A 19,468-nucleotide genomic window follows, 5' to 3' on the forward strand; every position below is an offset into this window, starting at 1 on the left:
CGATCTCCGTCAGGCTGGCACGATAACCCACCGTCAGGGCGTGTTCGCACCAGATCCAATCGAACCCTTCTTTCGCCATACCCAGGGCGATGATGATGTCGACATGATCGCGGTTGTTCTTCTGCGTGGAGTCTTTCAGCGCGGCGGAAACCTTGTCACGCTTGGATGGCTCGTCGTCCACCAGATCGGCGATGCGTAAGACTCGCTCGTCGGGCGTCTTGACCAGCTGAAAGCCTGTGATGGGATCCGCTCCCTGCCAATCGCCCAGGGCGTCAATGATATGCTCGACCTCGCGATGCTTGTCCTTGGTGCTTTCGCGCGAGTTCACGTTCGGGATGTGAAGGATTGTCTTCTCGGTCGGATCCAGAACCTTGAGGATGTCGTCCGCATAGGACCCGGAATAGAAGAAATACCCGATGTCGAGCGTCTTGAGGTATTTGTAACCATTCAACTGCTGATAGTAGGTATAGGTGAAGGTATCGAACTTTGCCTCATCTTCGGGCGACAGAACGGCTTCGGCATCGCCGCGGAAATAGGACCCGGTCATCGCAACCAGATGCACCTTGTCGCGCGCGACCAGTGCGCCCAGATGCGTGCCCAGCTTGTTATCAGGGTTGGCAGAGACGTGGTGAAACTCGTCTACCGCGATGAGCCGATCATCAAACGCTTCAATCCCGAACTTGTCCACGGCGAACCGAAAGGTCGCGTGGGTGCAGACCAGAATCTTGTCGTCGCTCGCCAGAAACTTGCCGACAGCGCCGACCTTGCCGTCATCCCCGCTTGGAGCGTTGCATAGGTTCCATCGCGGTTGCACGGTCCAGTCTGCCCAGAAGCCGTACTTGCTCAGCGGCTCGTCGTTGAAGCTGGACCCGATGGATTTTTCCGGCACCACGACGATGGCCTGGCGCAGGCCCTGATTGTGCAGCTTGTCGAGCGCGATGAACATCAGCGCGCGGCTCTTGCCCGAGGCCGGGGGCGACTTGATCAGCAGGTATTGCTCGCCCCGCTTCTCATAGGCACCCTCTTGCATTTCGCGCATGCCAAGCTCGTTCGATTTGGTCGAGCTTCCATTGGCCGCGTAATTGACAGAGACGGAAGGAACCTGCTGTGTCATGATGTTTTCCTTCTGAGGGGCGCGGAATCATTCGCTTTGGGGCAGGCAATCAAAACCCGATCAAGTAGCGATACCGCACCCTGCCTATCGTAACAGTATGATTTATATGTATCTTCCAATTTACGCCCTCTAGCCCACATACGCACAATCAAAACCCGATCAAATGTTGTCCCTGTCACGCCCATGAGGGGACATATCCGGCCCGAGGGCGTTCAGCATCCGCAGGACGGATCAGATCAGCATCCAGCGTTGCGCGAATAACCCGCGATGCCTGCGCAGCGTTCTGGTCGTCGATGCCAAGCCGCTCCCGAAGTGTCGCGTTCGTCATCTTTTGACCGCCTACGTATTTGAGCGCGGCATGTTGGTAACACGCTCGCACGGCTTCTTCCGGTGTCATGTCCGCAAATCGGCGTGGTGCAAACAGAACCACGCGCACGGCGTCTCCCTCCATGCGGAAATCCGGTGGGGGCAACTGGTGTAGCTCAACCGCCGAGATCACCTTGTCGATGCCGGTGCCTTGTTCTTCGCAAAGTTTCATGCGCCGCATCAAGGAAGCAAGAGCTTCATTTCGGGAACGCGGGGGCGAGTCCAAAAACCGGTCGGGGCTAACCAAGGGGGCGCCCGGGTTCGTGATCTCCATGCGATCGCTGAATAACTCGATGAGTGGACCGGCACCGGTGATCGTCATGTCCTGGTGGATCAATGCGTTGGCGATCAATTCGCGGATCGCTATCGACGGGTAGAGCGGACGCTCCTCGCGGAATGCTTTACCAATCAATTCGTTGCGAGGCAGAAGGCCGTCGATGTAATCCACCAGCCCCTGAAATCCCGCTGCATAGCCGCGCTGGCCATCCTGGCGGTGACTCACGTCATCTGCACGTCCGGTGCCGGCATAGGCCACGAAACGGACGCCTTTGCGCTCTACAGAGGGGCCGAAATCGGCAAGTTTCTTAGCATACAGGATTGCACCCAGATTGGTGATGTTCCAACGGTCGCTTACATCTTTCTGGATCAGGCGATCTGCCATTAGCCTGTCGAAGATCCCCTGCCTGTTATCCGGCAAGGGCTGGCCCGTAAGATCGAAATAGTTGGCGTAATTCAGCCGCGCAAGAACGTCGTCGCCGGTTAGGAACTGCGCCGCGACCCCTGTCTCCCAAGCGTATGGCTGCAACTTGGCCCAGAGGGCACGCAGGCGTTCCGGATGGTCGGACAAGCGCGGCGTGGCGCTGCCGATGCGCAAATAGGCTGTGCGGTCAAATTCTACCGGGGCGGTTGCGGCGGCGGGGATGGTCAGCAGGATCAGACGCCCCCCACGATGATCAACTTCTTCGAAGCGAAACTCGATGCTAGGCGACAGGTGGTTCGCAATCCACAGTTCGAGCGGCTGCCCCTTCTCCTTCTTCACCGTCGGCTCAAAAACCGTGCCGACAGCCGCGTGATCACCGTCTCGCACCCCCCAAACCACATAGGCAAAGTGCTGATCGGCCAGACGTGCGGCATTGGACAAGGCCGAAATCAGCTTACCGATCAACGGTCCGTCAGCATTGTTTTCCTTGAACTCGATCCAGGTGGTTTCCGCTGGTTTGGCGCGCAGATCGTCCACCAGCCTGCGGGTGCGTTCCGCGCTCATGACAGGGTCAAGGGTCATCGTGTGTTCACTTTCTGACCCATCACGACCAACCGGCGCTTCGCGTAGGCGCGTTCCTGCTTCACGCGCATGCCCAGCTCGTTCGACGTGGTCGAGCTGCCGTTGACGGCGTATTTGACGGAGACGGAGGGGACTGGCTGCATGACGTCTCCTAAATTTCGTATTTCTCAAGATACGGTCGAATGGTTTTTGGAACATAGTTCCATGTGCGATTCCAGTTCTCGCGCCATTGGACCGGACTATCCGGGGTAACAAAGCCAGCCTCATGCAGCTCGTGACGCAAAGTGTCATGTGGATAAAGGTAATATCGCTCCCCATCTCGAAACCCTATGTGAAGGTCGAGACCACGATATTTGCCCTGAAAAGTCAGCCGGGCTTTGAGTTGGACCTTGAGCATGATCTCCTTGCTGAAATGATAAGCAAGAAAGTCAGCGCCCTTCCAGTCGTCTGATAGCAAAATGCAGGTGAAGCCATAATCAGCCAAGCGCCCTGACATCTTTTGGAAATTATAGGTCTCCTTCTGCCGGGCGTTCAGTTTTTCATAGTCCACCTTTTGCAACTTCAGCGGCTCACTGGTCTGAGTCATGCGCTCACCTTCGTCGTCATCCGCGTGTACATCTCGAACAGTTTTTCCAGCCGTTCGGTGTCGTTGCGGAAGCGGCGGCCGATGTAGATGCGTTCCAGCACCTCGTCGTTGTGGTCATGGGCGGCGCGGAGGTTGGCGGGCATTTTTTCGGGGTCGTAGAGGTCGGCGATGGTGGCGGGGAAATGCGCCTCGCGGGCCAGAAGGATGCCTTCCGCCGCCGCTGTCAGGTCGGCGCGGTTCTTTTCGGTCAGTTTGGGTACGGGGAAGGTGTTCCAGCCGAGGGTGTTCGAGAACCTATAGTCTGTCTTGATTTTCCCACAAACAGTAGCAATCCAAACCAAGCACAACCGCGATGCCATTGTCGCGATGTTCCACAACGGCGGATCGAAAAAAGCAAATCCACCGTCTCCAACGATGGCACCGCGCGGCAAGGTAGCCACTGGATAGAAATCGCGCTCTTCGGAGGAGTGCCGAGGAATCTGAAAAACTATCTCGTCACCAGTTTGTCGAACCTGCTGGAAAAGATGTGGAGAACTTGCACCCGCCTTTGTGAGTTCCTTTTCGCTCTTTCGCCTCATTTCCGCAACAATATCGAAACGTTCCTTAAATTCAGGTATTTCTCGAAGTGCTGAGTAGTCTTGCTCATTCATCCATATGCAGTATCGGCCAACACCATGTGTAGCATCGTGCGCCCCAAAAAATGGTCGAATGACGTCCGTGCGATGTCCCGCCTTTGAGCGAAGGCTGGCAGCAATCTCTGAGTTGAAAATCAGCCCTCCACCATCAGCAGGTTTGCTTCCGTTCACAACTGGACTTAGGCCTTGCAATGGTCGCGTTGCGTTTTGAACATACACATCGCGATATGGGACCAAATAAGCATTGATATTCTCAACTTCTCGTACGTTTCCTTCCATCCCATCAAAGAGCTTTGCCTGCCCAAGCTTCCTCGAGAACCCAACTATACATACAGTGACACCAGCATTACGAGCGGCCAAATTTTGCCATTTGAAGGAGGTAACCGCAAAATTTATTCGAACTGATTGATTGATTATACTTGGCCAAAATCGGAAAACTTGTTCCCCTTGGCAAACGGAGTTTGTTGTAACAAAAGCCGCGGATGCCTCTGTAAAATCCAAATAGCGTCGCGCCTTGAGAAAGAACCCCAGTATATAGTCAAGTGACTTCCAAGTGGGAAACTCGCCGTCAAACAAGGATCGCATATCGTCCTTTTGGCTCGGCTCTTGTTCGGTTCCACCTTTGTATGGTGGGTTCCCGCAGATATAGGTCTCACCCCCCTCATTCGCGAAGTCGATCTGCGCCTGATCCAGCGGCGACATGAACAGGTCATCGGCCTGAAACTTCACCCCTGTCCCCGTGGGCGGGCAGACCGACAGCCAGTCCAACCGCAGGGCGTTGCCGCAGGTGATCCAGTTCTGCGCGTCCAGTGGCAGAAATTCTGCGAGGGCTTCTTTCTGGCCGCGATAGGTCACGTCGCATTGGTATTCCGCGATGATCAGCGCCAGCCGCGCGATCTCGGCCGAGAAGTCGCGCAGTTCGATCCCGCGATAGTTGGTCAGGGGAATGTCGGTGCGGCGCAGCGGTTCGCCCCGGCGCTTGTTGATCTCATATTCAAGGCTGCGCATTTCCTTGTAGGCGATGACAAGGAAGTTGCCCGACCCGCAGGCGGGATCGAACACGCGGATCTTGGCCATGCGCGCGCGCAGATTGGCCAGCTTGCGCGCGTTGTCGCCCGCCGCCTCCAGCTCCGCGCGCAGATCATCGAGGAAGAGCGGGTTCAGAACCTTCAGGATGTTCGGCACGGATGTGTAGTGCATGCCGAGGACCGAGCGTTCCTCCTCATCCGCCACCGCCTGGATCATCGAGCCGAAGATGTCGGGGTTGATCTGCGTCCAGTCGAGGCTGCCGATATGGGACAGGTAACGCTGCGCGATCTTGGAAAAGCGCGGCACATCGGTGCTGCCCGAGAAGAGCCCGCCGTTCACATAGGGAAAAGCATCGGCCCAGCGGGGCAGCTTGGCCTCGGCGCGTTTGGGGATGGGCGTGTTCATCGCGCGGAAGATTTCGCCAATGACTTCGTGCGTGTTCGAGCCGTCGCGGTTCGCCATCTGGTCGATCGTGGCGGTGAACAGGTTGTCGCTGACAAAGATGTCGGTGTCTTCGGCAAAGAAGCAGAAGATCAGCCGCGCCATGAAATGATTCATGTCGTGGCGCTTCTCAGCGCTGCCCCAGTCGGGGTTGTCCTTGATCAGCTCGACATAGAGCCGGTTGAGGCGGCTGGTCGCGCGGATGTCAAAGGCGCTTTCGCGGATTTGTTTGACGGTGGAGATACCGGCGAGCGGCAGGAAGAAGCCGAAGTGATCGGGGAAATCGGTATAGCGGCAGGCGATGGTTTCGCCGGTGGTGATATCCTCGGCCTCGAGGTCGATGCCATCGGTGGCGAGGATGAACTTCGCCTTGGCGCGGAAGGTGGTAGGGCTGTCGCGAAGGGCGGTCAGGGTCGCCGCGATGTCGCCCGGTGCGCAGGTCGCAAGATGGATGTTGTTGGTCTGCAGGACGCCGCCGATATCGGACTTGTTCGACGCGCCGGTGCGCAGCCGCTTGATGGTCGTGTCCTTGTTGCCGAAGGCCATGAGGAGGGCATAGGGGAACTCGGCCGCGTCAAAGGGCTGCTCGGCAAGTTCGGAAACGGCTTGTTCGATTTCAACGGCGTTCATGCGGCGGTCCAGGGGTTGATCAGGTCAATCTCGCAACCCTCGAAGTCAGACGTGTTGCGCGTGGCGACGGAGGCACCACGGAAGTGGGCAATGGAGGCGATCTGGCAATCGGCCTGGGCGATCGGCCGCCCGGCGGACCGTCGTGCGGCAGCGATGGTGGCATAGGACTGCGCGGCGTCGCTGTCGAAGGGCAGAATGCGCCCGGCAAGGTCCTCGCGCAGGATGCGGTCCACGGCGTCAACCAACGCGGCGCGGCGCTTGCCGTTCCCCATGATTGCGAGGCCATAGCGTAGCTCCGCCTCCGATATCGAGGTCAGATAAACGTTGAGCCCGTCCTGAGCGGACAGCCAGTGTTCGACCTTGGGCTCCGGGGCCGGGCGCAACAGCTCGGAGATGACATTCGTGTCGAGGATGATCATGCGTCAGGCCTGGTCGAACGCGGGCGGTTCACGCATGGCTTCACGCTGCGGAAGGTCGAGATCAACGCCGCCCAGAGGCGCGACCCGCGCACGGATCGCCGCGGCAAGATCGTGGGAGGGCTTCGCTTCGCCGACGGCATGGCGCAAGATCTCGCGCGCCTCCTCTTCCATCGAACGGCCGTGCTCAGCCGCACGGATGCGAAGGCGGCGCTTCACGTCATCGTCAAGGTTCCGGATGGTAATGCTTGCCATGATCTCCTCCTGATAGGAGTGTAATCATCGCAATCAATGCGATCAAGGCTAATCGCTGGAACGCATGGTTTCCTCAGGGTGGGCAAGCCGACGCTGTCGGCTCGCGATCTTGCCGACCACCGCAACCGCAATACACATCACCAATGTTGCAATAGTATATTTTCGTATGTATGCTGGGTGAAGATCGTCAAGGGTCCTTGCCATGCGTTTCGAATTCAAAAATCTCCCTCTGGTGGCCTTTTTAGCTCTCGCCTTGATCGGCCCAACAGTTCCGACGCAAGCACGCGCCCAAACCTATCAGATCGATTGCGCCATCCTGCTGTGTTTGTCCGGTGGGTGGCCGGCTTCCGTGCCATGCGCACGCGCGCGGGCCGAGTTCATCCGGCGCATCACACCATGGCCGGTGGAGCCGCCGCTGCAGATTTGGCGCTGCCCCATGGGTGCGTCTTACGATGGGCCTGCCAGGTCGCGCCCCACGGACCGGATCTTCGATGCCCTATATGGTGGTTCAGGAACCCCACCAAACTCTTCAGCCCCGCTCTTCGATCAGGCAGCCGAGGCTGGCGGAATGCTCGGGCTGAAAGGCTCCGACGCTGTCTGGGGGAACCTCGTGCGGGCTGATTACGCCCTCCAGCTCGTAGAAGACCGCGCCGATATCGATATCAGCGGGCCGGAATTCAATTTCGTGCGCTCCATCCGCGTCTTTGACGTTCGTTATGCCCGCCAGTACGAATCCGGGCGAGATGGCGACTGCAACCGCAGCGCCGTCGTTGTCCTCGGCACCTACGGGATCCAGGGCGATTTTTCTTGGAGGGCGTCGTCACCCGCAGCGCTTCCTGCTGCGCATGCCGGTCTCGAGCGGTGGGGCGAGCACTGCCCGAACATTTATCACAGATCCGTCTTCGTAGAGTGGCGTGACTATAGCGGGAATTACGGCTTTGAGCAGGTCAATTACTGACTGTTGAGGCGCAGCGACGTCGCGCAGAGCCTTGTACAAAATCAAACCTGGAATGCAGAAAAAACCACACAATCGAGGGCCATAAAGGCCATATTCTTCCATATCAGTCGTAGCGACAATTAAGCTGCGTGAGAGACGCGAAGTCGATTTCAGCTTTATCGGCATCGCTAAGATCCGGGTAAATCCTTGAGACGCGCTGTGGGCCATGCATGTCCCACCGGATTGCCAGAGCACCTGTGTTCCAGCGATATACCCAGCCGACAATGGTTTCTTCATCGGCTGCAATCAAAATGGCGATCGCGACGCCTTCGACCTCAGTTTCGTTCACTGTTTACTGACTTCCTGCAATTTGGCGTTGCGGATAGCAGCTCAGATCCAAATCGTTTGCCGCAACCGTATGCCGGGCCTCGTTAAAATCGGTTACTGTTCGTCCTCGCGGTAGCGAATTCACACCGGGAGATGTCACCTCCCGTGTTCTCGATTGATGAAATCGCTTAAATCCTGTGGTCGGGCTCCGTGGCGGCTTCGACGATCGCCAAGACATCGAACGGGTCAAAGCCGATGGCGCGCGCCAGAACGACCAGTTCGACGACGTCGATCCGGCGTTCGCCGCTCTCAATGCGCGCCACGAGAGATTGATGGCACTTGAGCCTGTCCGCCAAGTCGTCCTGGCCCAAGCATGCGCTTTTGCGCGCGTCGACCAACGCCTGGCAGAGTGCCACCTGCCCTTTGCTTCTGATTGTTTTTGCCACGCGTCACATACCTTTTGTGACGTCGCTAGCGGATGAAATCTGTTATCTAAAAAGTAGATATATGAGGGTGTTATCGGCGTCTGGTTTCCACGGGCTGCTAGTCTGATGCTCCCAAGGCTGCCCATCAATCCCCTACCAATTGCAGAAATCGGCCATAGTCCTCGCTGACTTCCCGCGCTTCTTCGAAAGCGCGGGCGCGTTCGCTGTCGAGGCAACGGAAATAGCTCTGGATATCCTGGATGTAATTTTCGAAGTCGCCGCGGATGATAGCCGCATAGTCCCGCGCGGCCTGCGAATCACTTGGCAGGAAGGGGCGGGGCGGGGCGAAGCAGGATTCCGCCAAAACCGGCCCGGGAACGCAGATCAGAAGGGCCAGAGCTTGCAATGGGAGCAGGCATATCAACCTCGGGTTTCTCAAACCTGTTATCTCCTTGATCGCGGACACTGGCCGAGACTAGTGTTTGCGTGACCAAACTACAGCCAAAGCATGATATTACATCTTGCGGTTGATAATATACTATCGTAACTCTGGGCTTCAAGTGGGAATGCCTAGGGTCGCGCCATTGGAGAAAGCGTGAGCCGGGCCATGAACTGGGACATCGAAGCACCAAATGTGGTTACGGAAGCACGTTTCCGCGAACTCGTGGAAAGCGGCTATAGCGCAGAAATCCTGTGCCAGGAGTCGGCACATAAGAAAGGCCCCAGCTATTACGGGGTCTGGATCATGCGCGTTGTCTCTGATGACGGGGTGGAAAAGCTCCTCGTCACCGCCCGCACGCGGACGACCTACAACGATATCAAGATCCGCGAATTCAAGACGATCTCCGGCGTGGTGTCTTTCTTCATTGGCCTTGGTTTTGCGCATGTCGACCTGCCGCTTGAAGCGGGAACAAGCCGGACCCACAAACTCGCGCCGTCAGACAAAGCCCCATCAGACAAGGGCGCTGGCAGCTAACCTCGTCTGTCTCTGGCTGGTCGCAGCACCTGCCTCAGCGCAAATGGTCCTGGTCATGGAGAGCGACGGCTCTCTGACCCCATCCCGGTCTCAGAGCAGTTTTGCCCGGAACTACAATGACGGCATCGGTCAGGGATCGGCAGCCGACGAACTTGCGATTTTCGGCAGCGATGAAACTTTGCCAGAGCGAGAAGCGATGCGCTTTGCAGCCCGTGTCGGTCCAGCACCCCTGCCCCGTGCCGATGTCCTAAACGCCATAGAGACCACGGCCCTGCGTTATGCCAGCCACCCCGGCCTAAGGCGCGCGGAGCTTTCCGTCACGGACTGGTTGAGCCTCTACCGCGCCAACATCGAGGTTGAGAGCGCCTACCGGCAGGATGCGATTTCAAGTGCGGGTGCCATTGGCCTTGGTCAATTGATGCCAGCAACTGCGCGTGATCTGGGCGTCGACCCGCGTGATCCGCTGCAGAACCTCGACGGGTCCGCCCGCTACCTCGCGATGATGCTGGAGACGTTCGGCGATCCGCATCTGGCGCTGGCGGCCTACAACGCGGGGCCCGATGCGGTTCGCCAGTATGGCGGCGTTCCCCCCTACCGAGAAACCCAGAACCACGTGGCCCGCGTCATGGCTGTCGTAGCCCGATTGGAAGGATCAAATTCATGAAACAGATTTCAAACTCCTTTGTCGCCTCGCTGGCGCTCTTCCTGCTCATTGCCGAACCCGCCCTTGCTCAAAGCATCGATCTCTCCCCGATCCAGAGCCTGCTACAAGGCATCGTCGATGCGCTGACCGGCCCGCTCGGCGTCGTGATCGCCACACTCGCGGTCCTCGGCGTTTTCTTGAGCTGGTTCTTCAACATCATCGATCTGCGCCAAGCACTTTGGGTGCTTGTCGGCATCGCTGGTGTTGCGGCCGCCCCGACGATCGTTGCTGCGGTCTTTGCCGGTGGTTGAGCGCGCGCCTCTCTTTCTCGGCCTCGTGCGCCCGCCGAAGCTTCTGGGCCTGCCCATCATGTACGCGATGGTCTGGCTCTTCGGCTCGGTGCTCCTCTTCGTCTGGGTCCAGCACATCGCGGTGCTGGGCGTGGCCGCCCTACTCTATCCGGTGCTTTGGAAGGCCGCAGATTGGGACCCGCGTTTCATCGACGTGATGATGACGGCCCTGCAGGAGACACCGCCCACGCGCAACAGGTCCATCCATGGCGGGGACAGCTATGCCCCGTGATGACGCCCGTGATCCTGCACTCGATGCCCGCACAATGACGCCAGACTGGTATGCGCGCGAGACCCGCCTCGCGCATATGCTGCCCTATGTGAGCCTAGTCGACGACCAGACCGTGCGGACCCGGGTGAACGAACTCTTCCGCTGCATCCGGCTCGAGGGGATCAACAGCTACACGACCGACGATGCCTATCTCGACAAGGTGACGGCACTTTTTGCCCGCATTGTCGCGCAGCTCGGGCCGGAATTCAGCTATTACGTCCACAAGGTCTCCAAGGCCATCAAACCTGATCTCGACCCCATCCGTGAGGACAGCTTCGCGGGCGAGGTGGACCGGCGCTGGCGCGCGAAACTCGAGACCAGCGGGCTGCGCGACAAGACGCTGACGCTCACCGTCATTCACCGCCCACCTCCGAAAAGTCTCCTGCCGTTCCTCAGCCGCAGCGCGCCGGACCGGCTGAGAGAGGAGACCCGCAAACGCCTGCAGCGCCTGGGCGAGGCCGTGAACGTCTTCCTGTCCGGCCTCGCAGAGCTCAAACCGCGCCTGCTGTCGGCTGCATCGGGGGAATTGGTGGGGTTTCTGGGCGCGCTGAACACGGGCACCGAGCTGCCGCTCTACCCTGCAAACACCTACGGCTTTTTGTCCGTCAACGTCGCCAACACGCGAGTGACGTTTCATGGCGATCATTTCGAGCTCTCGGAAGGCGTCGTGGGGCATCGCTACGGCAAGAGTTTCACCATCGGGGAATACTCGGAAGGCACCTCCTGCACCATGTTCGACATGCTGAACCTGCCGGTCGACATGATCGTCACCCATTCCTTCACGCCGATCAATTCGAACCTCATGGCGGGCCGCATCAAGCGGCAAAAGCGGCAGATGCAAGCCAGCCAGGATGCGGCCCTGTCGCTCTTGGAAGCGCTCGACATCGCGGCCGACGATCTCGAGGCCAAACGCCAGAGCTTTGGCGAGCACCACATGGTCGTGACGATCTTCTGTGACACGCTGGACGAGCTGCAGACGCTCAGCGCCGAGGTCGTCAACGCGGCCGCCGCAGAAGGCGTGAAGATGATTGGCGAGCGGGTCGCGGCCAAGGCGCATTACCTCAGCCAGCACCCCGGCAACCAGCCAAAGCGCGTCCGCGCCAGCGCCGTCACCAACCGCAACTTCGCGGATTTTGCGGCCTTCCACCGGACACAGCTCGGCAAACCTGCAGCACTTATCCCCTGGGGCCGGGTCGTCACATATTTGCCCACGCCGGAGCAGAGCGCCTATCGGTTTTCCTATCACGAGCAGGGATCGCCCGACAAAGAACCGACCAGCGGCCATACCCTGATCATGGGGCGGCCCGGGTCCGGCAAATCGGTGCTGTCAGCCTTTCTGATGACCCAGGCCCGTCGCGCGGGCGCCCGGATCTTCGTCTTCGATTACCGTCTAGGCATGGAGATGGCGGTGCGCGCCAATGGCGGGCGCTACGCCTCCCTGAACGCCGGCCAGCCCACGGGTCTCAACCCGCTCTGGACAGAGACCGATGCGCGCGGCACCGCCTGGCTCTCGGACTGGCTCACAACCCTGCTCTACCGCGCCGACAAGCCCCTGACCCCGGCGCAGACCAACCGCATCCAGGAGGTCGTGCGCCAGAATGCCCAGGCCACCAATCCGGCCCTGCGGAACTGGCGGGATTTCGCATCGCTGTTCGTATCGACCGATGATGGTGGCGATCTGCACCAGCGCCTGCTCGAGTGGACCGAAGACGGTCGCTACGGCTGGATCTTCGGACAGACCCTGGAAGACACGTTCTCGCTGAAAGGCGATGTGGTGGGCTTCGATCTGACCGGCATTCTCGACAGCGAGGCCGACAAGGAGCGGATGGCCGTCCTCTCTTATCTTTTCCGCCGGGTAGAGCGCGAGATCGAGGATCGTCGCCCCACAATCATCGTGATCGACGAGGCCTGGAAGGCGCTCGACAACGCGTATTTCGCCGAGCGGCTGTCGAACTGGCTGGTGACCGCGCGCAAGCAGAACACCGTCGCGGTGATGATGACGCAATACGCCAGTCAGCTCGAGCGCACGCGGACCGGCAAGACTATCGTCGAGGCGGTGCCGACGCAGATCCTGCTTCCGAACATCCGCGCCCATGCGGCCGACTACGCGATGCTGAACCTCTATGAGAAGGAACTCGATGTGCTTCTCAACACCGGCAGCGACAGCCGCCTTGCTCTCATCCGCGACGACCAGGGATCCATCGTCGTCGATGCCGATCTGAGCGCCCTCGGGCCCAATCTCACCATCCTCGGCGGCATGGAAAAAGGCGAGGCGCTGGTCGGCGCCGATTACCGCGACCGCCCAGACTTTTGGAGGCTTTCATGATTCGTACTCTGTTTCTTCTCACCGCGCTCGGCGCTTTGGCCTCCTGCGCCCAGTACCAGGAACCGCAGGCGAACTGCTTCACATTCCTCGCGTCCACGGCACCTGTCGCGCCTGATTGCACCTTTACGCCTCTAGATGCGCCGGAGGGCGACATTGAAGTCTAAACTGCCCCATATCCTCGTGCTTTGCCTGCTGCCCGGCATCGCCCTTTCCCAAGGCGTGCCGACCAATGACAGCGGGCTGACCGCGCGTGACATCGTCGAGACTGGCGATCGCGAGGCTGACTTGGCCGTTCAGGCGGACAAGCTTGCCGTGCGCGAACTCATTGCCGAGATCGAACGGGAGCAGCTGGAAACCCTGCAACGCATCCTCGATGCCCAGACCAGCTTCGGCGGTCAGGGCCTGACCGCGATGATTTCAGGGCTGGAAAACGGAAGCGGCGATCCAGCCCGTTCCGTCGAAACGGTCTACGGCAATGCCGAGATCGACCCCAATCCCGGCGGCGCACAGATGTTCGGGGATGCCGCCGAAAACATTGAGCAACTCATCATCCGCGTCGCCCAGGAAACCAGCGGCTTTGCCGGCGTTGGCCGCGCGGGCCTCTCCCCGGTTCAATGGCGCGCACTCCTACAGGCGCTCATCTGGCAGGAAAGCCGGTTTACCATCGGCGCGCGCTCGCCGGTCGGCGCCTTTGGCCTTACCCAGATTATGCCCGGTACGGCCAGCGATCTCGGCATCAACCCGGATTACTATGACAGCCCCTACCTGCAGGTGCATGGCGGCGCGCGCTATCTCGCCACCCAACTCAACACCTTCGATGGCAACATCATCAACGCCCTCGCGGCCTACAACGCCGGACCCGGTCGCGTGTTCGAATATGGCGGTGTCCCGCCCTTTGCCGAGACCCAGCACTACGTCCAGGTCATCCCCGAACGCTACAATCTCTATCTGAGCCGCATCGGTGGGATCGAAGCGCTCGGCACGATCGATCCGGCGCTTCTAGCCAATGCGAACCTCTCAATCACCGGGCACGGCGCGGCTTTCTATGGCAACAATTCCCCTGCGGCGATTAGGCAGGCCGCCTTGCGTATTGCGGACATCGTCGAGCGGATTTCCGAGACGGAAGACATGCAGGAAAGCGTCGCGCTCAACACCTATGCCCGCGCCGAACTCGTGCGTCTCATCGCCGCGCGTATTCGTCTTCAAGCGGCGCGGACCCGCGTGCTTTCGGCCGAGGAATTGGCACAGGCCAGCGCCCGCATGGCCGAGGGCGCCTTCATGGAATTCACGATCAGGGAGATAGACTGATGAGAGACTTACTCGTGAGGACGGCCTTGGCCACGACGCTTGGGATCGGTTTGTATGTCGGCACCCTGTCCCCTGCCCTGTCACAGGGCGTACCCGTCGTCGACACCCAGAATATCGCGCAAAACATCCAGCAGCTCCGGCAGATGATCGAAGACGAGATCCTGCAAAACGAGCAGCTGACGCAGCTCCGCGAACAGCTTGCCACACTCACGGACCAACTCGCGGAGCTGCAAAGAACCTACGAAGCCCTGACCCGCCTTGCTGAACTGCCGGAAATCATCCGCACGGAAATGGAAGACGAGTTGAACGGCCTGCTCGACCAAGAGTTCGGAGACATCCTCGCCACGATTGAGGCCATCAAGACGGGGGATTTCTCCGGTCTGTCCGGTTCCGGTGCGGGCGAGATTGAAACCCAGATGGACCGGGTGCTGGCCGATCTCGGCTTTGACGACGACACCCTCTCGGAAATGGCCACCAGCGGAAATCCCGGGGCCAATCGTGTGGCGACGCAAGCGACGACCGGCGCGCTCGTCTCGGCCGCTGCCCAGAACAGTTATGAAGACGCAGGCCAATCGCTGGAACGCGTCGACAGGCTGGTCGGTCTCATCGACGACATGGACGAACTCAAGGAAAGCATCGACCTCAACACGCGGGTGACGGCGGAACTGGCGATCGCGCTCGTGGCCATGTGGCAGCTTGAGGCCGTGCAAACCGTGGGGGACGGCACAGGCGGCGTGATCGATGCCGCCACCATCGCCGAGGAGCAGCGGTTTATGGACTTCACGCTGCCCGAGTTGCGGGCAGACTGATCAAGGGTTGTGACAGGTGGCGAGTGAACAAGAAATCATCGAAGAAGAGCTGGTCTATGGTGCGCTGCGCCGCGAACGGCTCTGGCAGCGCCTTGGGCTCATCGGGCTCATCTTCGGCATTCTCGGATGCCTGAGCGCGGCGACTGTCGCAATTCTCGATGTCGATCCGCCGCCTGTGGTCGTACCCTATGATCCCGCCACCGGCTTTGCACTCCCCGAAGCCTCGGTCGGCGCCTCCTCGGTGACCGCCAACCAGGCGATCATCGAGGCGGAGGTGTTCCGCTATGTGACCGACCGGGAGGTCTATAACCAGCTCGACAACGATCTGCGCATCCGCAACGTCCTGCGCCGCTCGGACGGAGCTGCCGAGAGCGGGCTGCGCCAGATCTGGAACAGCGCCAATGAGAACTACCCGCCGACGGTCTATGGCCCCAATGCGCGGCTCGACGTGGAGATCCTCAGCATCAACCGGATCGGAACCAACCGCGCGACGGTCCGCCTGCGCAAGCGCCTGACCTCCATCAATGGCGTCCAAACCGGGCTTTTCACCGCCACGCTTCTCTTCGAGTTCCGCCCCGAGACCCGCCGCTCCATCGATGAGGTCTGGACCAACCCCTTCGGCTTCACGGTCCTCGAATATTCCATCCGCTCCGACAGATTGGAGAATTGAATTTGTTCCCTGTTCGACTTTTCATATTGCTGATTGCCCTGTTGCCCGGCCTTGCTTTCGCCGAAGCCATCCCGCGTGGCGGGCCCAATGACAATCGGGTGCGGCTGGCGACATATCAAGAAGGTCAGGTCTACCGGCTCAGCGTGTCGCTCACCCATGTGACCACGGTCGAGTTCGGGGAAGGCGAGAGCATCCGCTCGATCATTGCGGGCGACACGGAAGGCTTCGAGATCGACGGCGTACCCGGGGGTCAGGCCTTCGCGATCAAGCCGGTGGCGCGCGGGGTGCATACCAATGTGACCGTCTACACGAACAGGCGCAGTTATTACTTCAACGTCGAGGAGACCCGCAGTCCGACCTTTTACGTGGTCCAGTTCCGCTACCCCGAAGACAATACGCGGCCCACACGTGCCATCGCGGCCCAAGCGCCGAACTATAATTACGGTGCCAGCGCGCGGACCGAGTTCACCCCCACCCGTGTCTGGGATGACGGGACGTTTACGTATTTCGAATTTCCGCGGAACGCGCCGGTGCCTGCGATCTTCCGCTACGCCAATGGCCGTGAGCGCACGGTCAACACGCAAGCCACCGAGGACAGCGTGATCCGGGTTTCAGGTGTGAACCGACAATGGGTGCTGCGGATCGGGGAGGAGGTGGTCTGCATCGAGGCCACCCCACCTGCGGGGGTAGGCTCATGAGCGATACTGGAAACGCAGACCTCGAGAAACGCCTCGCTGCTCTAGAACAAGGCAAGGGCGCTGGTTCGCCCCCTGCCCCACGGCGCTCACCGCTGCTCGCTTTGGTCGTCGTCCTCGTGATCGGCGCGGGCGGTGCGTTGCTCTATCTCATGTCCCAACCCGAGGAAGAGGAAGTCCTTCCCACGGCCACGCCGGACGTGTTCCAGAACGAAGGCGACGGGTTCGGCGCCATCGAGACCTTGCCCCCGCCCGAGCCCGAGGTTGTGTTCGTCGCACCCGATCCGGTCGAGCCCAATGCTGAGCTTCTGGCACAGCTCGCAGCCCTTCAGGCCCAGATCGAGGAATTGCGCAACGCCCCTGAACCGGTCGTCGAGGAAGACACCGCCGCCGCAGAGGCGATCGACGCGCTGACCGCTCAGATCGCTGCGCTCCAAGCCGCCTCGGAAGCCGCACAGCAACGATTCCAGGACGAACTGACGGCGCGGGATCGCAGCCTTGAGCAACTCCGCATGGATCTGGAACTGGCCCAACTCGAGGCCAACCGCCCCCTCCCCGCACCCACCGGGCCCACCGAGGACGAGTTGCGCGCGCGGGAAGAAGAACGGCTGCGCCGCGAGGAAGAAGCACGACGGCTCGCGGAACTTGAACGCCGCGCTGCTGAGGAGCGCGCGTTTCAGGAGCGCCGCATCACCTCCCCCACCATCGCCTTTGGCGGCACCTCAGGCGCAAATGAAACTGCTTTGGCCGAACGGACTTTTGGGCAAGTGACGGATTTTGTGCTGAATGGTGCGCTGCCCACTTCGGTGACGCAAGCTGAGGTCATCGCCAACCCCTCCAACACGATCATCCAGGGCACGATGATCCAGGCCGTCATGGAAACCGCCCTCGACAGCTCTCTGCCCGGCCAGACCCGGGCCGTTGTTTCCGAAGACGTGTTCAGTTTCGACGGTTCTCGGCTCTTGATCCCGCGTGGATCCCGCCTCATCGGGCGCTATCGTTCGGGCGTTGATATCGCGCAGCGCCGGGTCACGATCGCTTGGGACCGGATCATTCTGCCCGACAACCAGACCATCCAGATCAGTTCTTTTGGGGGCGATGAATTGGGTCGCTCCGGCGTCACCGGCTTTGTCGACACGCGATTTGACGAGCGCTTCGGCTCGGCCGCGCTGATTTCACTGATCTCCGCCGCGCCTAGTGCAGCCGCTGCAAATGTGCAGGACGAAACCGCCGCGGATGTGCTCGAAGACGTGGGCGATGATCTTGCCGATGCCACGGACAGTGTGATTGGCGATTACCTCTCGATCGGCCCGGTCATCTATGTCGACCAGGGCGCCCGCGTCACGGTCATGGTCGACCGCGATCTGGAGATATTCTGAGCCCATGTCGCTGAGCTATCTTCAAACCTCGCTCGACCGGATCGACGCCGCCGCCCGCGACGATGTCATCGAGATTTGCATCAACCCAGACGGAACCTGCTGGGGCGAGTTCCAGGGCGATCACTTCATGAGAAAGCTGGACCAGAAGCTGACAGCAACCGAAGTGAAGGACCTCGGCAACCAGATCGCCTCCTCTGCCAACACCACGATGAGCAAGGACCGCCCCATCGTCTCGGTCTCGATCACTTACAAGGGCCGTCCGATCCGCGCACAGGTCATCACCCCGCCTGCCGTGCTCTCGGCCATGTCGATCAGCCTTCGGTTCTTCTCAAGCCTGCCGCTCGAGGGAATTGCGCTTGATTTCCTTTTTGGCAAGGAACGCAAGCTTGAAGAACTCCGCCTCGAGAAAACCCACGAACTGCGCGAAGTGGTGGCCGCGGGCGTGATCGACGATGCGCTGGCCTTTTGCGTCGACAACAAGCTTAACATGATCGTCTCTGGCGGCACCTCCACCGGCAAGACCGTGGCTGCACGCAAGATCCTCTCGCACGTGCCATCCGAGGAACGCATCGTCACCATCGAGGAAGCCGCCGAGCTTCTGCCGACCCAGCCCAATGCCGTGACCCTCATCGCCAATCGCGATGCGGAGTTCCAGACCGCCGATGTGCTGCTCACCGCAACGTTGCGCATGCGCCCCGACCGGATCATCCTGGGCGAGGTGCGAGGCAAGGAAGCCATGACCTTCCTCGAGGCGATCAACACTGGCCATGGCGGCTCAATGACCACGCTGCACGCAGAAACCCCGCAACTTGCCGTGCAGCGTCTGGCCATCGCCGCACTCAAGACCGAGATCCCGATGACCTATGCCGACATGATCCAGTACATCGAGAACTCCATCGACGTAATCATCCAGGCCGGTCGCCATGATGGCAAACGCGGCATCACCGAATTCTACCTCCCCGGCACCAATGAGATCGGAGCTTCCCAATGAAAACCTTTGAATACGATATCCTGTCCTTTCCCATGACCCGCAAAACCAGTCTTGCCGACATGCAGGCCAGCCTAAATGTGAAGGGGGCCGAAGGCTGGGAGGTCGTGTCGATCAGCTCCTCGGAATTCGCCAACGTGGGACACACTGTCTTCCTGAAGCGCGAGACCACACCCGCCAGAGCCACGGCATGAGGCAGGCGGGCTGTACCCTCGTACTGACTGCGCTGGTCTTGGTCCTGACGTCGGCACCCGGCTTCGCTGAGCGCAATCTCGTGCCGACCCTCGAGCGCAGTTTCGACGTCTGTCCAGACCGGCCCGCTGAACCCATGTGGATGCAGGAGATCCCCCTGCGCCAAGCCTATCAGCGCGTGTTGGTTCAAGACATCTACCGCGCCCAGAATCTCGAGCGCATCGTCGAGACCGAAAGCTGCGACTGTGAAACCCGGTTCCCCTCTTGGGACGCTGCCGAGGCGGTGTTTCGGGAAAGGTACGCGAGTGATGAACGATGGGAGATGCTGCAAGCCTCGGACGCCTACAGCCGCCGCGCCAACGACGTTCGCCTTGAGGCCAAAGCCATCTGCGAAGCAGCGGGCAATTGGTAAGGCTGA

At 60.1% G+C, this 19,468-nt stretch carries 25 protein-coding genes; 15 read left to right on the forward strand and 10 right to left on the reverse strand.

What is annotated here, in order from left to right; translation table 11 throughout:
* The 7 genes from A8B82_RS24425 to A8B82_RS15730 all read right to left on the reverse strand — a co-directional run.
* The coding region (locus A8B82_RS24425; protein WP_201120838.1) for a DEAD/DEAH box helicase at nt 1-1,114 on the reverse strand (1,114 nt) is incomplete at its 3' end.
* A 175-nt stretch (nt 1,115-1,289) separates the two neighbouring features.
* Nucleotides 1,290-2,762 carry an ATP-binding protein gene (locus A8B82_RS15710; protein ID WP_082899335.1) on the reverse strand — a complete coding sequence of 491 codons (1,473 nt, stop codon included), beginning with the start codon at nt 2,760-2,762 and terminating at the stop codon, nt 1,290-1,292.
* A complete protein-coding gene (locus A8B82_RS24215; RefSeq protein ID WP_161489466.1) occupies nt 2,759-2,905 on the reverse strand; it encodes a hypothetical protein in 147 nt (48 codons plus the stop codon). The genes A8B82_RS15710 and A8B82_RS24215 overlap by 4 nt, the downstream gene beginning before the upstream one ends.
* Nucleotides 2,906-2,913: 8 nt before the next feature.
* Complete coding sequence (locus tag A8B82_RS15715) at nt 2,914-3,348, reverse strand: hypothetical protein (RefSeq protein WP_067294425.1); 435 nt, start codon at nt 3,346-3,348, stop codon at nt 2,914-2,916.
* Complete coding sequence (locus A8B82_RS15720; RefSeq protein WP_067294427.1) at nt 3,345-6,083, reverse strand: class I SAM-dependent DNA methyltransferase; 2,739 nt, start codon at nt 6,081-6,083, stop codon at nt 3,345-3,347. The genes A8B82_RS15715 and A8B82_RS15720 overlap by 4 nt, the downstream gene beginning before the upstream one ends.
* Entirely contained in the window at nt 6,080-6,502 is a 423-nt protein-coding gene (locus A8B82_RS15725) for a type II toxin-antitoxin system VapC family toxin (protein ID WP_067294429.1), read from the reverse strand. The genes A8B82_RS15720 and A8B82_RS15725 overlap by 4 nt, the downstream gene beginning before the upstream one ends.
* A gap of 3 nt (nt 6,503-6,505) precedes the next feature.
* Complete coding sequence (locus A8B82_RS15730; RefSeq protein WP_067294432.1) at nt 6,506-6,754, reverse strand: FitA-like ribbon-helix-helix domain-containing protein; 249 nt, start codon at nt 6,752-6,754, stop codon at nt 6,506-6,508.
* Between the two features lie 202 nt (nt 6,755-6,956).
* Between A8B82_RS15730 and A8B82_RS24560 the strand changes: the two genes are divergently transcribed.
* The gene (locus tag A8B82_RS24560; protein ID WP_235604712.1) at nt 6,957-7,712 is read left to right on the forward strand and encodes a hypothetical protein; all 756 of its coding nucleotides are present in this window, start codon (nt 6,957-6,959) and stop codon (nt 7,710-7,712) included.
* Nucleotides 7,713-7,815: 103 nt separating this feature from the next.
* On the opposite strand, the gene A8B82_RS15740 is transcribed toward A8B82_RS24560, so the two are convergent.
* From A8B82_RS15740 to A8B82_RS15750, 3 genes are all read right to left on the reverse strand, one after another.
* A complete protein-coding gene (locus A8B82_RS15740) occupies nt 7,816-8,040 on the reverse strand; it encodes a hypothetical protein (RefSeq protein WP_067294435.1) in 225 nt (74 codons plus the stop codon).
* Between the two features lie 166 nt (nt 8,041-8,206).
* The gene (locus A8B82_RS15745) at nt 8,207-8,464 is read right to left on the reverse strand and encodes a helix-turn-helix domain-containing protein (RefSeq protein WP_067294437.1); all 258 of its coding nucleotides are present in this window, start codon (nt 8,462-8,464) and stop codon (nt 8,207-8,209) included.
* 124 nt (nt 8,465-8,588) lie between these two features.
* Nucleotides 8,589-8,840 (reverse strand): hypothetical protein, encoded by a 252-nt coding sequence (locus tag A8B82_RS15750; RefSeq protein WP_317963157.1) that lies wholly within the window; start codon nt 8,838-8,840, stop codon nt 8,589-8,591.
* A 210-nt stretch (nt 8,841-9,050) separates the two neighbouring features.
* Between A8B82_RS15750 and A8B82_RS15755 the strand changes: the two genes are divergently transcribed.
* The 14 genes from A8B82_RS15755 to A8B82_RS15815 are packed head-to-tail and all read left to right on the forward strand — an operon-like array spanning nt 9,051 to nt 19,462.
* Nucleotides 9,051-9,419 carry a hypothetical protein gene (locus A8B82_RS15755; RefSeq protein ID WP_064223254.1) on the forward strand — a complete coding sequence of 123 codons (369 nt, stop codon included), beginning with the start codon at nt 9,051-9,053 and terminating at the stop codon, nt 9,417-9,419.
* A 43-nt stretch (nt 9,420-9,462) separates the two neighbouring features.
* Nucleotides 9,463-10,083 (forward strand): lytic transglycosylase domain-containing protein, encoded by a 621-nt coding sequence (locus A8B82_RS15760; protein ID WP_067294439.1) that lies wholly within the window; start codon nt 9,463-9,465, stop codon nt 10,081-10,083.
* Nucleotides 10,080-10,373, forward strand: a complete 294-nt coding sequence (locus tag A8B82_RS15765) for a TrbC/VirB2 family protein (protein ID WP_067294442.1) — start codon at nt 10,080-10,082, stop codon at nt 10,371-10,373. Before A8B82_RS15760 ends, A8B82_RS15765 begins: the two co-directional genes overlap by 4 nt.
* Entirely contained in the window at nt 10,366-10,644 is a 279-nt protein-coding gene (locus tag A8B82_RS15770) for a type IV secretion system protein VirB3 (RefSeq protein WP_067294445.1), read from the forward strand. The genes A8B82_RS15765 and A8B82_RS15770 overlap by 8 nt, the downstream gene beginning before the upstream one ends.
* On the forward strand, nt 10,634-13,009 hold the full coding sequence (locus A8B82_RS15775) for a type IV secretion system DNA-binding domain-containing protein (RefSeq protein ID WP_067294447.1): 2,376 nt from the start codon (nt 10,634-10,636) through the stop codon (nt 13,007-13,009). The genes A8B82_RS15770 and A8B82_RS15775 overlap by 11 nt, the downstream gene beginning before the upstream one ends.
* Nucleotides 13,006-13,173, forward strand: a complete 168-nt coding sequence (locus A8B82_RS24365; RefSeq protein ID WP_162841715.1) for a hypothetical protein — start codon at nt 13,006-13,008, stop codon at nt 13,171-13,173. Before A8B82_RS15775 ends, A8B82_RS24365 begins: the two co-directional genes overlap by 4 nt.
* Nucleotides 13,174-13,228: 55 nt before the next feature.
* A complete protein-coding gene (locus tag A8B82_RS15780; protein WP_067294493.1) occupies nt 13,229-14,317 on the forward strand; it encodes a lytic transglycosylase domain-containing protein in 1,089 nt (362 codons plus the stop codon).
* Complete coding sequence (locus tag A8B82_RS15785) at nt 14,317-15,126, forward strand: type IV secretion system protein (protein WP_011102862.1); 810 nt, start codon at nt 14,317-14,319, stop codon at nt 15,124-15,126. The genes A8B82_RS15780 and A8B82_RS15785 overlap by 1 nt, the downstream gene beginning before the upstream one ends.
* 16 nt (nt 15,127-15,142) lie before the next feature.
* On the forward strand, nt 15,143-15,796 hold the full coding sequence (locus tag A8B82_RS15790; RefSeq protein WP_067294449.1) for a virB8 family protein: 654 nt from the start codon (nt 15,143-15,145) through the stop codon (nt 15,794-15,796).
* Nucleotides 15,797-15,798: 2 nt separating this feature from the next.
* A complete protein-coding gene (locus A8B82_RS15795; protein WP_067294495.1) occupies nt 15,799-16,494 on the forward strand; it encodes a TrbG/VirB9 family P-type conjugative transfer protein in 696 nt (231 codons plus the stop codon).
* Nucleotides 16,491-17,870: a TrbI/VirB10 family protein gene (locus A8B82_RS15800; protein WP_067294451.1), complete on the forward strand. Its 1,380-nt coding sequence runs from the start codon at nt 16,491-16,493 to the stop codon at nt 17,868-17,870. The genes A8B82_RS15795 and A8B82_RS15800 overlap by 4 nt, the downstream gene beginning before the upstream one ends.
* Nucleotides 17,871-17,874: 4 nt before the next feature.
* Nucleotides 17,875-18,861: an ATPase, T2SS/T4P/T4SS family gene (locus A8B82_RS15805; protein ID WP_058243506.1), complete on the forward strand. Its 987-nt coding sequence runs from the start codon at nt 17,875-17,877 to the stop codon at nt 18,859-18,861.
* Nucleotides 18,858-19,052, forward strand: coding sequence for a hypothetical protein (locus A8B82_RS15810; protein ID WP_009807516.1), 195 nt, complete (start codon nt 18,858-18,860; stop codon nt 19,050-19,052). The genes A8B82_RS15805 and A8B82_RS15810 overlap by 4 nt, the downstream gene beginning before the upstream one ends.
* The gene (locus tag A8B82_RS15815) at nt 19,049-19,462 is read left to right on the forward strand and encodes a hypothetical protein (protein ID WP_067294453.1); all 414 of its coding nucleotides are present in this window, start codon (nt 19,049-19,051) and stop codon (nt 19,460-19,462) included. The genes A8B82_RS15810 and A8B82_RS15815 overlap by 4 nt, the downstream gene beginning before the upstream one ends.
* Nucleotides 19,463-19,468 lie beyond the last annotated feature (6 nt).

It is taken from the genome of Sulfitobacter sp. EhC04 (genome assembly GCF_001650875.1).
Lineage (GTDB): Bacteria > Pseudomonadota > Alphaproteobacteria > Rhodobacterales > Rhodobacteraceae > Sulfitobacter.

Excerpts from the sequence above, each read along its gene's own strand:
- A8B82_RS24365 (WP_162841715.1), top strand. The coding sequence starts at position 13,006 with ATGATTCGTACTCTGTTTCTTCTCACCGCGCTCGGCGCTTTGGCCTCC.
- A8B82_RS15725 (WP_067294429.1), bottom strand. The coding sequence starts at position 6,502 with ATGATCATCCTCGACACGAATGTCATCTCCGAGCTGTTGCGCCCGGCC.
- A8B82_RS15755 (WP_064223254.1), top strand. The coding sequence starts at position 9,051 with ATGAACTGGGACATCGAAGCACCAAATGTGGTTACGGAAGCACGTTTC.
- A8B82_RS15730 (WP_067294432.1), bottom strand. The coding sequence starts at position 6,754 with ATGGCAAGCATTACCATCCGGAACCTTGACGATGACGTGAAGCGCCGC.
- A8B82_RS15785 (WP_011102862.1), top strand. The coding sequence starts at position 14,317 with ATGAGAGACTTACTCGTGAGGACGGCCTTGGCCACGACGCTTGGGATC.
- A8B82_RS15805 (WP_058243506.1), top strand. The coding sequence starts at position 17,875 with ATGTCGCTGAGCTATCTTCAAACCTCGCTCGACCGGATCGACGCCGCC.
- A8B82_RS15810 (WP_009807516.1), top strand. The coding sequence starts at position 18,858 with ATGAAAACCTTTGAATACGATATCCTGTCCTTTCCCATGACCCGCAAA.
- A8B82_RS15760 (WP_067294439.1), top strand. The coding sequence starts at position 9,463 with ATGGTCCTGGTCATGGAGAGCGACGGCTCTCTGACCCCATCCCGGTCT.
- A8B82_RS24215 (WP_161489466.1), bottom strand. The coding sequence starts at position 2,905 with ATGCAGCCAGTCCCCTCCGTCTCCGTCAAATACGCCGTCAACGGCAGC.
- A8B82_RS15775 (WP_067294447.1), top strand. The coding sequence starts at position 10,634 with ATGCCCCGTGATGACGCCCGTGATCCTGCACTCGATGCCCGCACAATG.
- A8B82_RS15815 (WP_067294453.1), top strand. The coding sequence starts at position 19,049 with ATGAGGCAGGCGGGCTGTACCCTCGTACTGACTGCGCTGGTCTTGGTC.
- A8B82_RS15765 (WP_067294442.1), top strand. The coding sequence starts at position 10,080 with ATGAAACAGATTTCAAACTCCTTTGTCGCCTCGCTGGCGCTCTTCCTG.
- A8B82_RS24560 (WP_235604712.1), top strand. The coding sequence starts at position 6,957 with ATGCGTTTCGAATTCAAAAATCTCCCTCTGGTGGCCTTTTTAGCTCTC.
- A8B82_RS15720 (WP_067294427.1), bottom strand. The coding sequence starts at position 6,083 with ATGAACGCCGTTGAAATCGAACAAGCCGTTTCCGAACTTGCCGAGCAG.
- A8B82_RS15710 (WP_082899335.1), bottom strand. The coding sequence starts at position 2,762 with ATGACCCTTGACCCTGTCATGAGCGCGGAACGCACCCGCAGGCTGGTG.
- A8B82_RS15715 (WP_067294425.1), bottom strand. The coding sequence starts at position 3,348 with ATGACTCAGACCAGTGAGCCGCTGAAGTTGCAAAAGGTGGACTATGAA.
- A8B82_RS15800 (WP_067294451.1), top strand. The coding sequence starts at position 16,491 with ATGAGCGATACTGGAAACGCAGACCTCGAGAAACGCCTCGCTGCTCTA.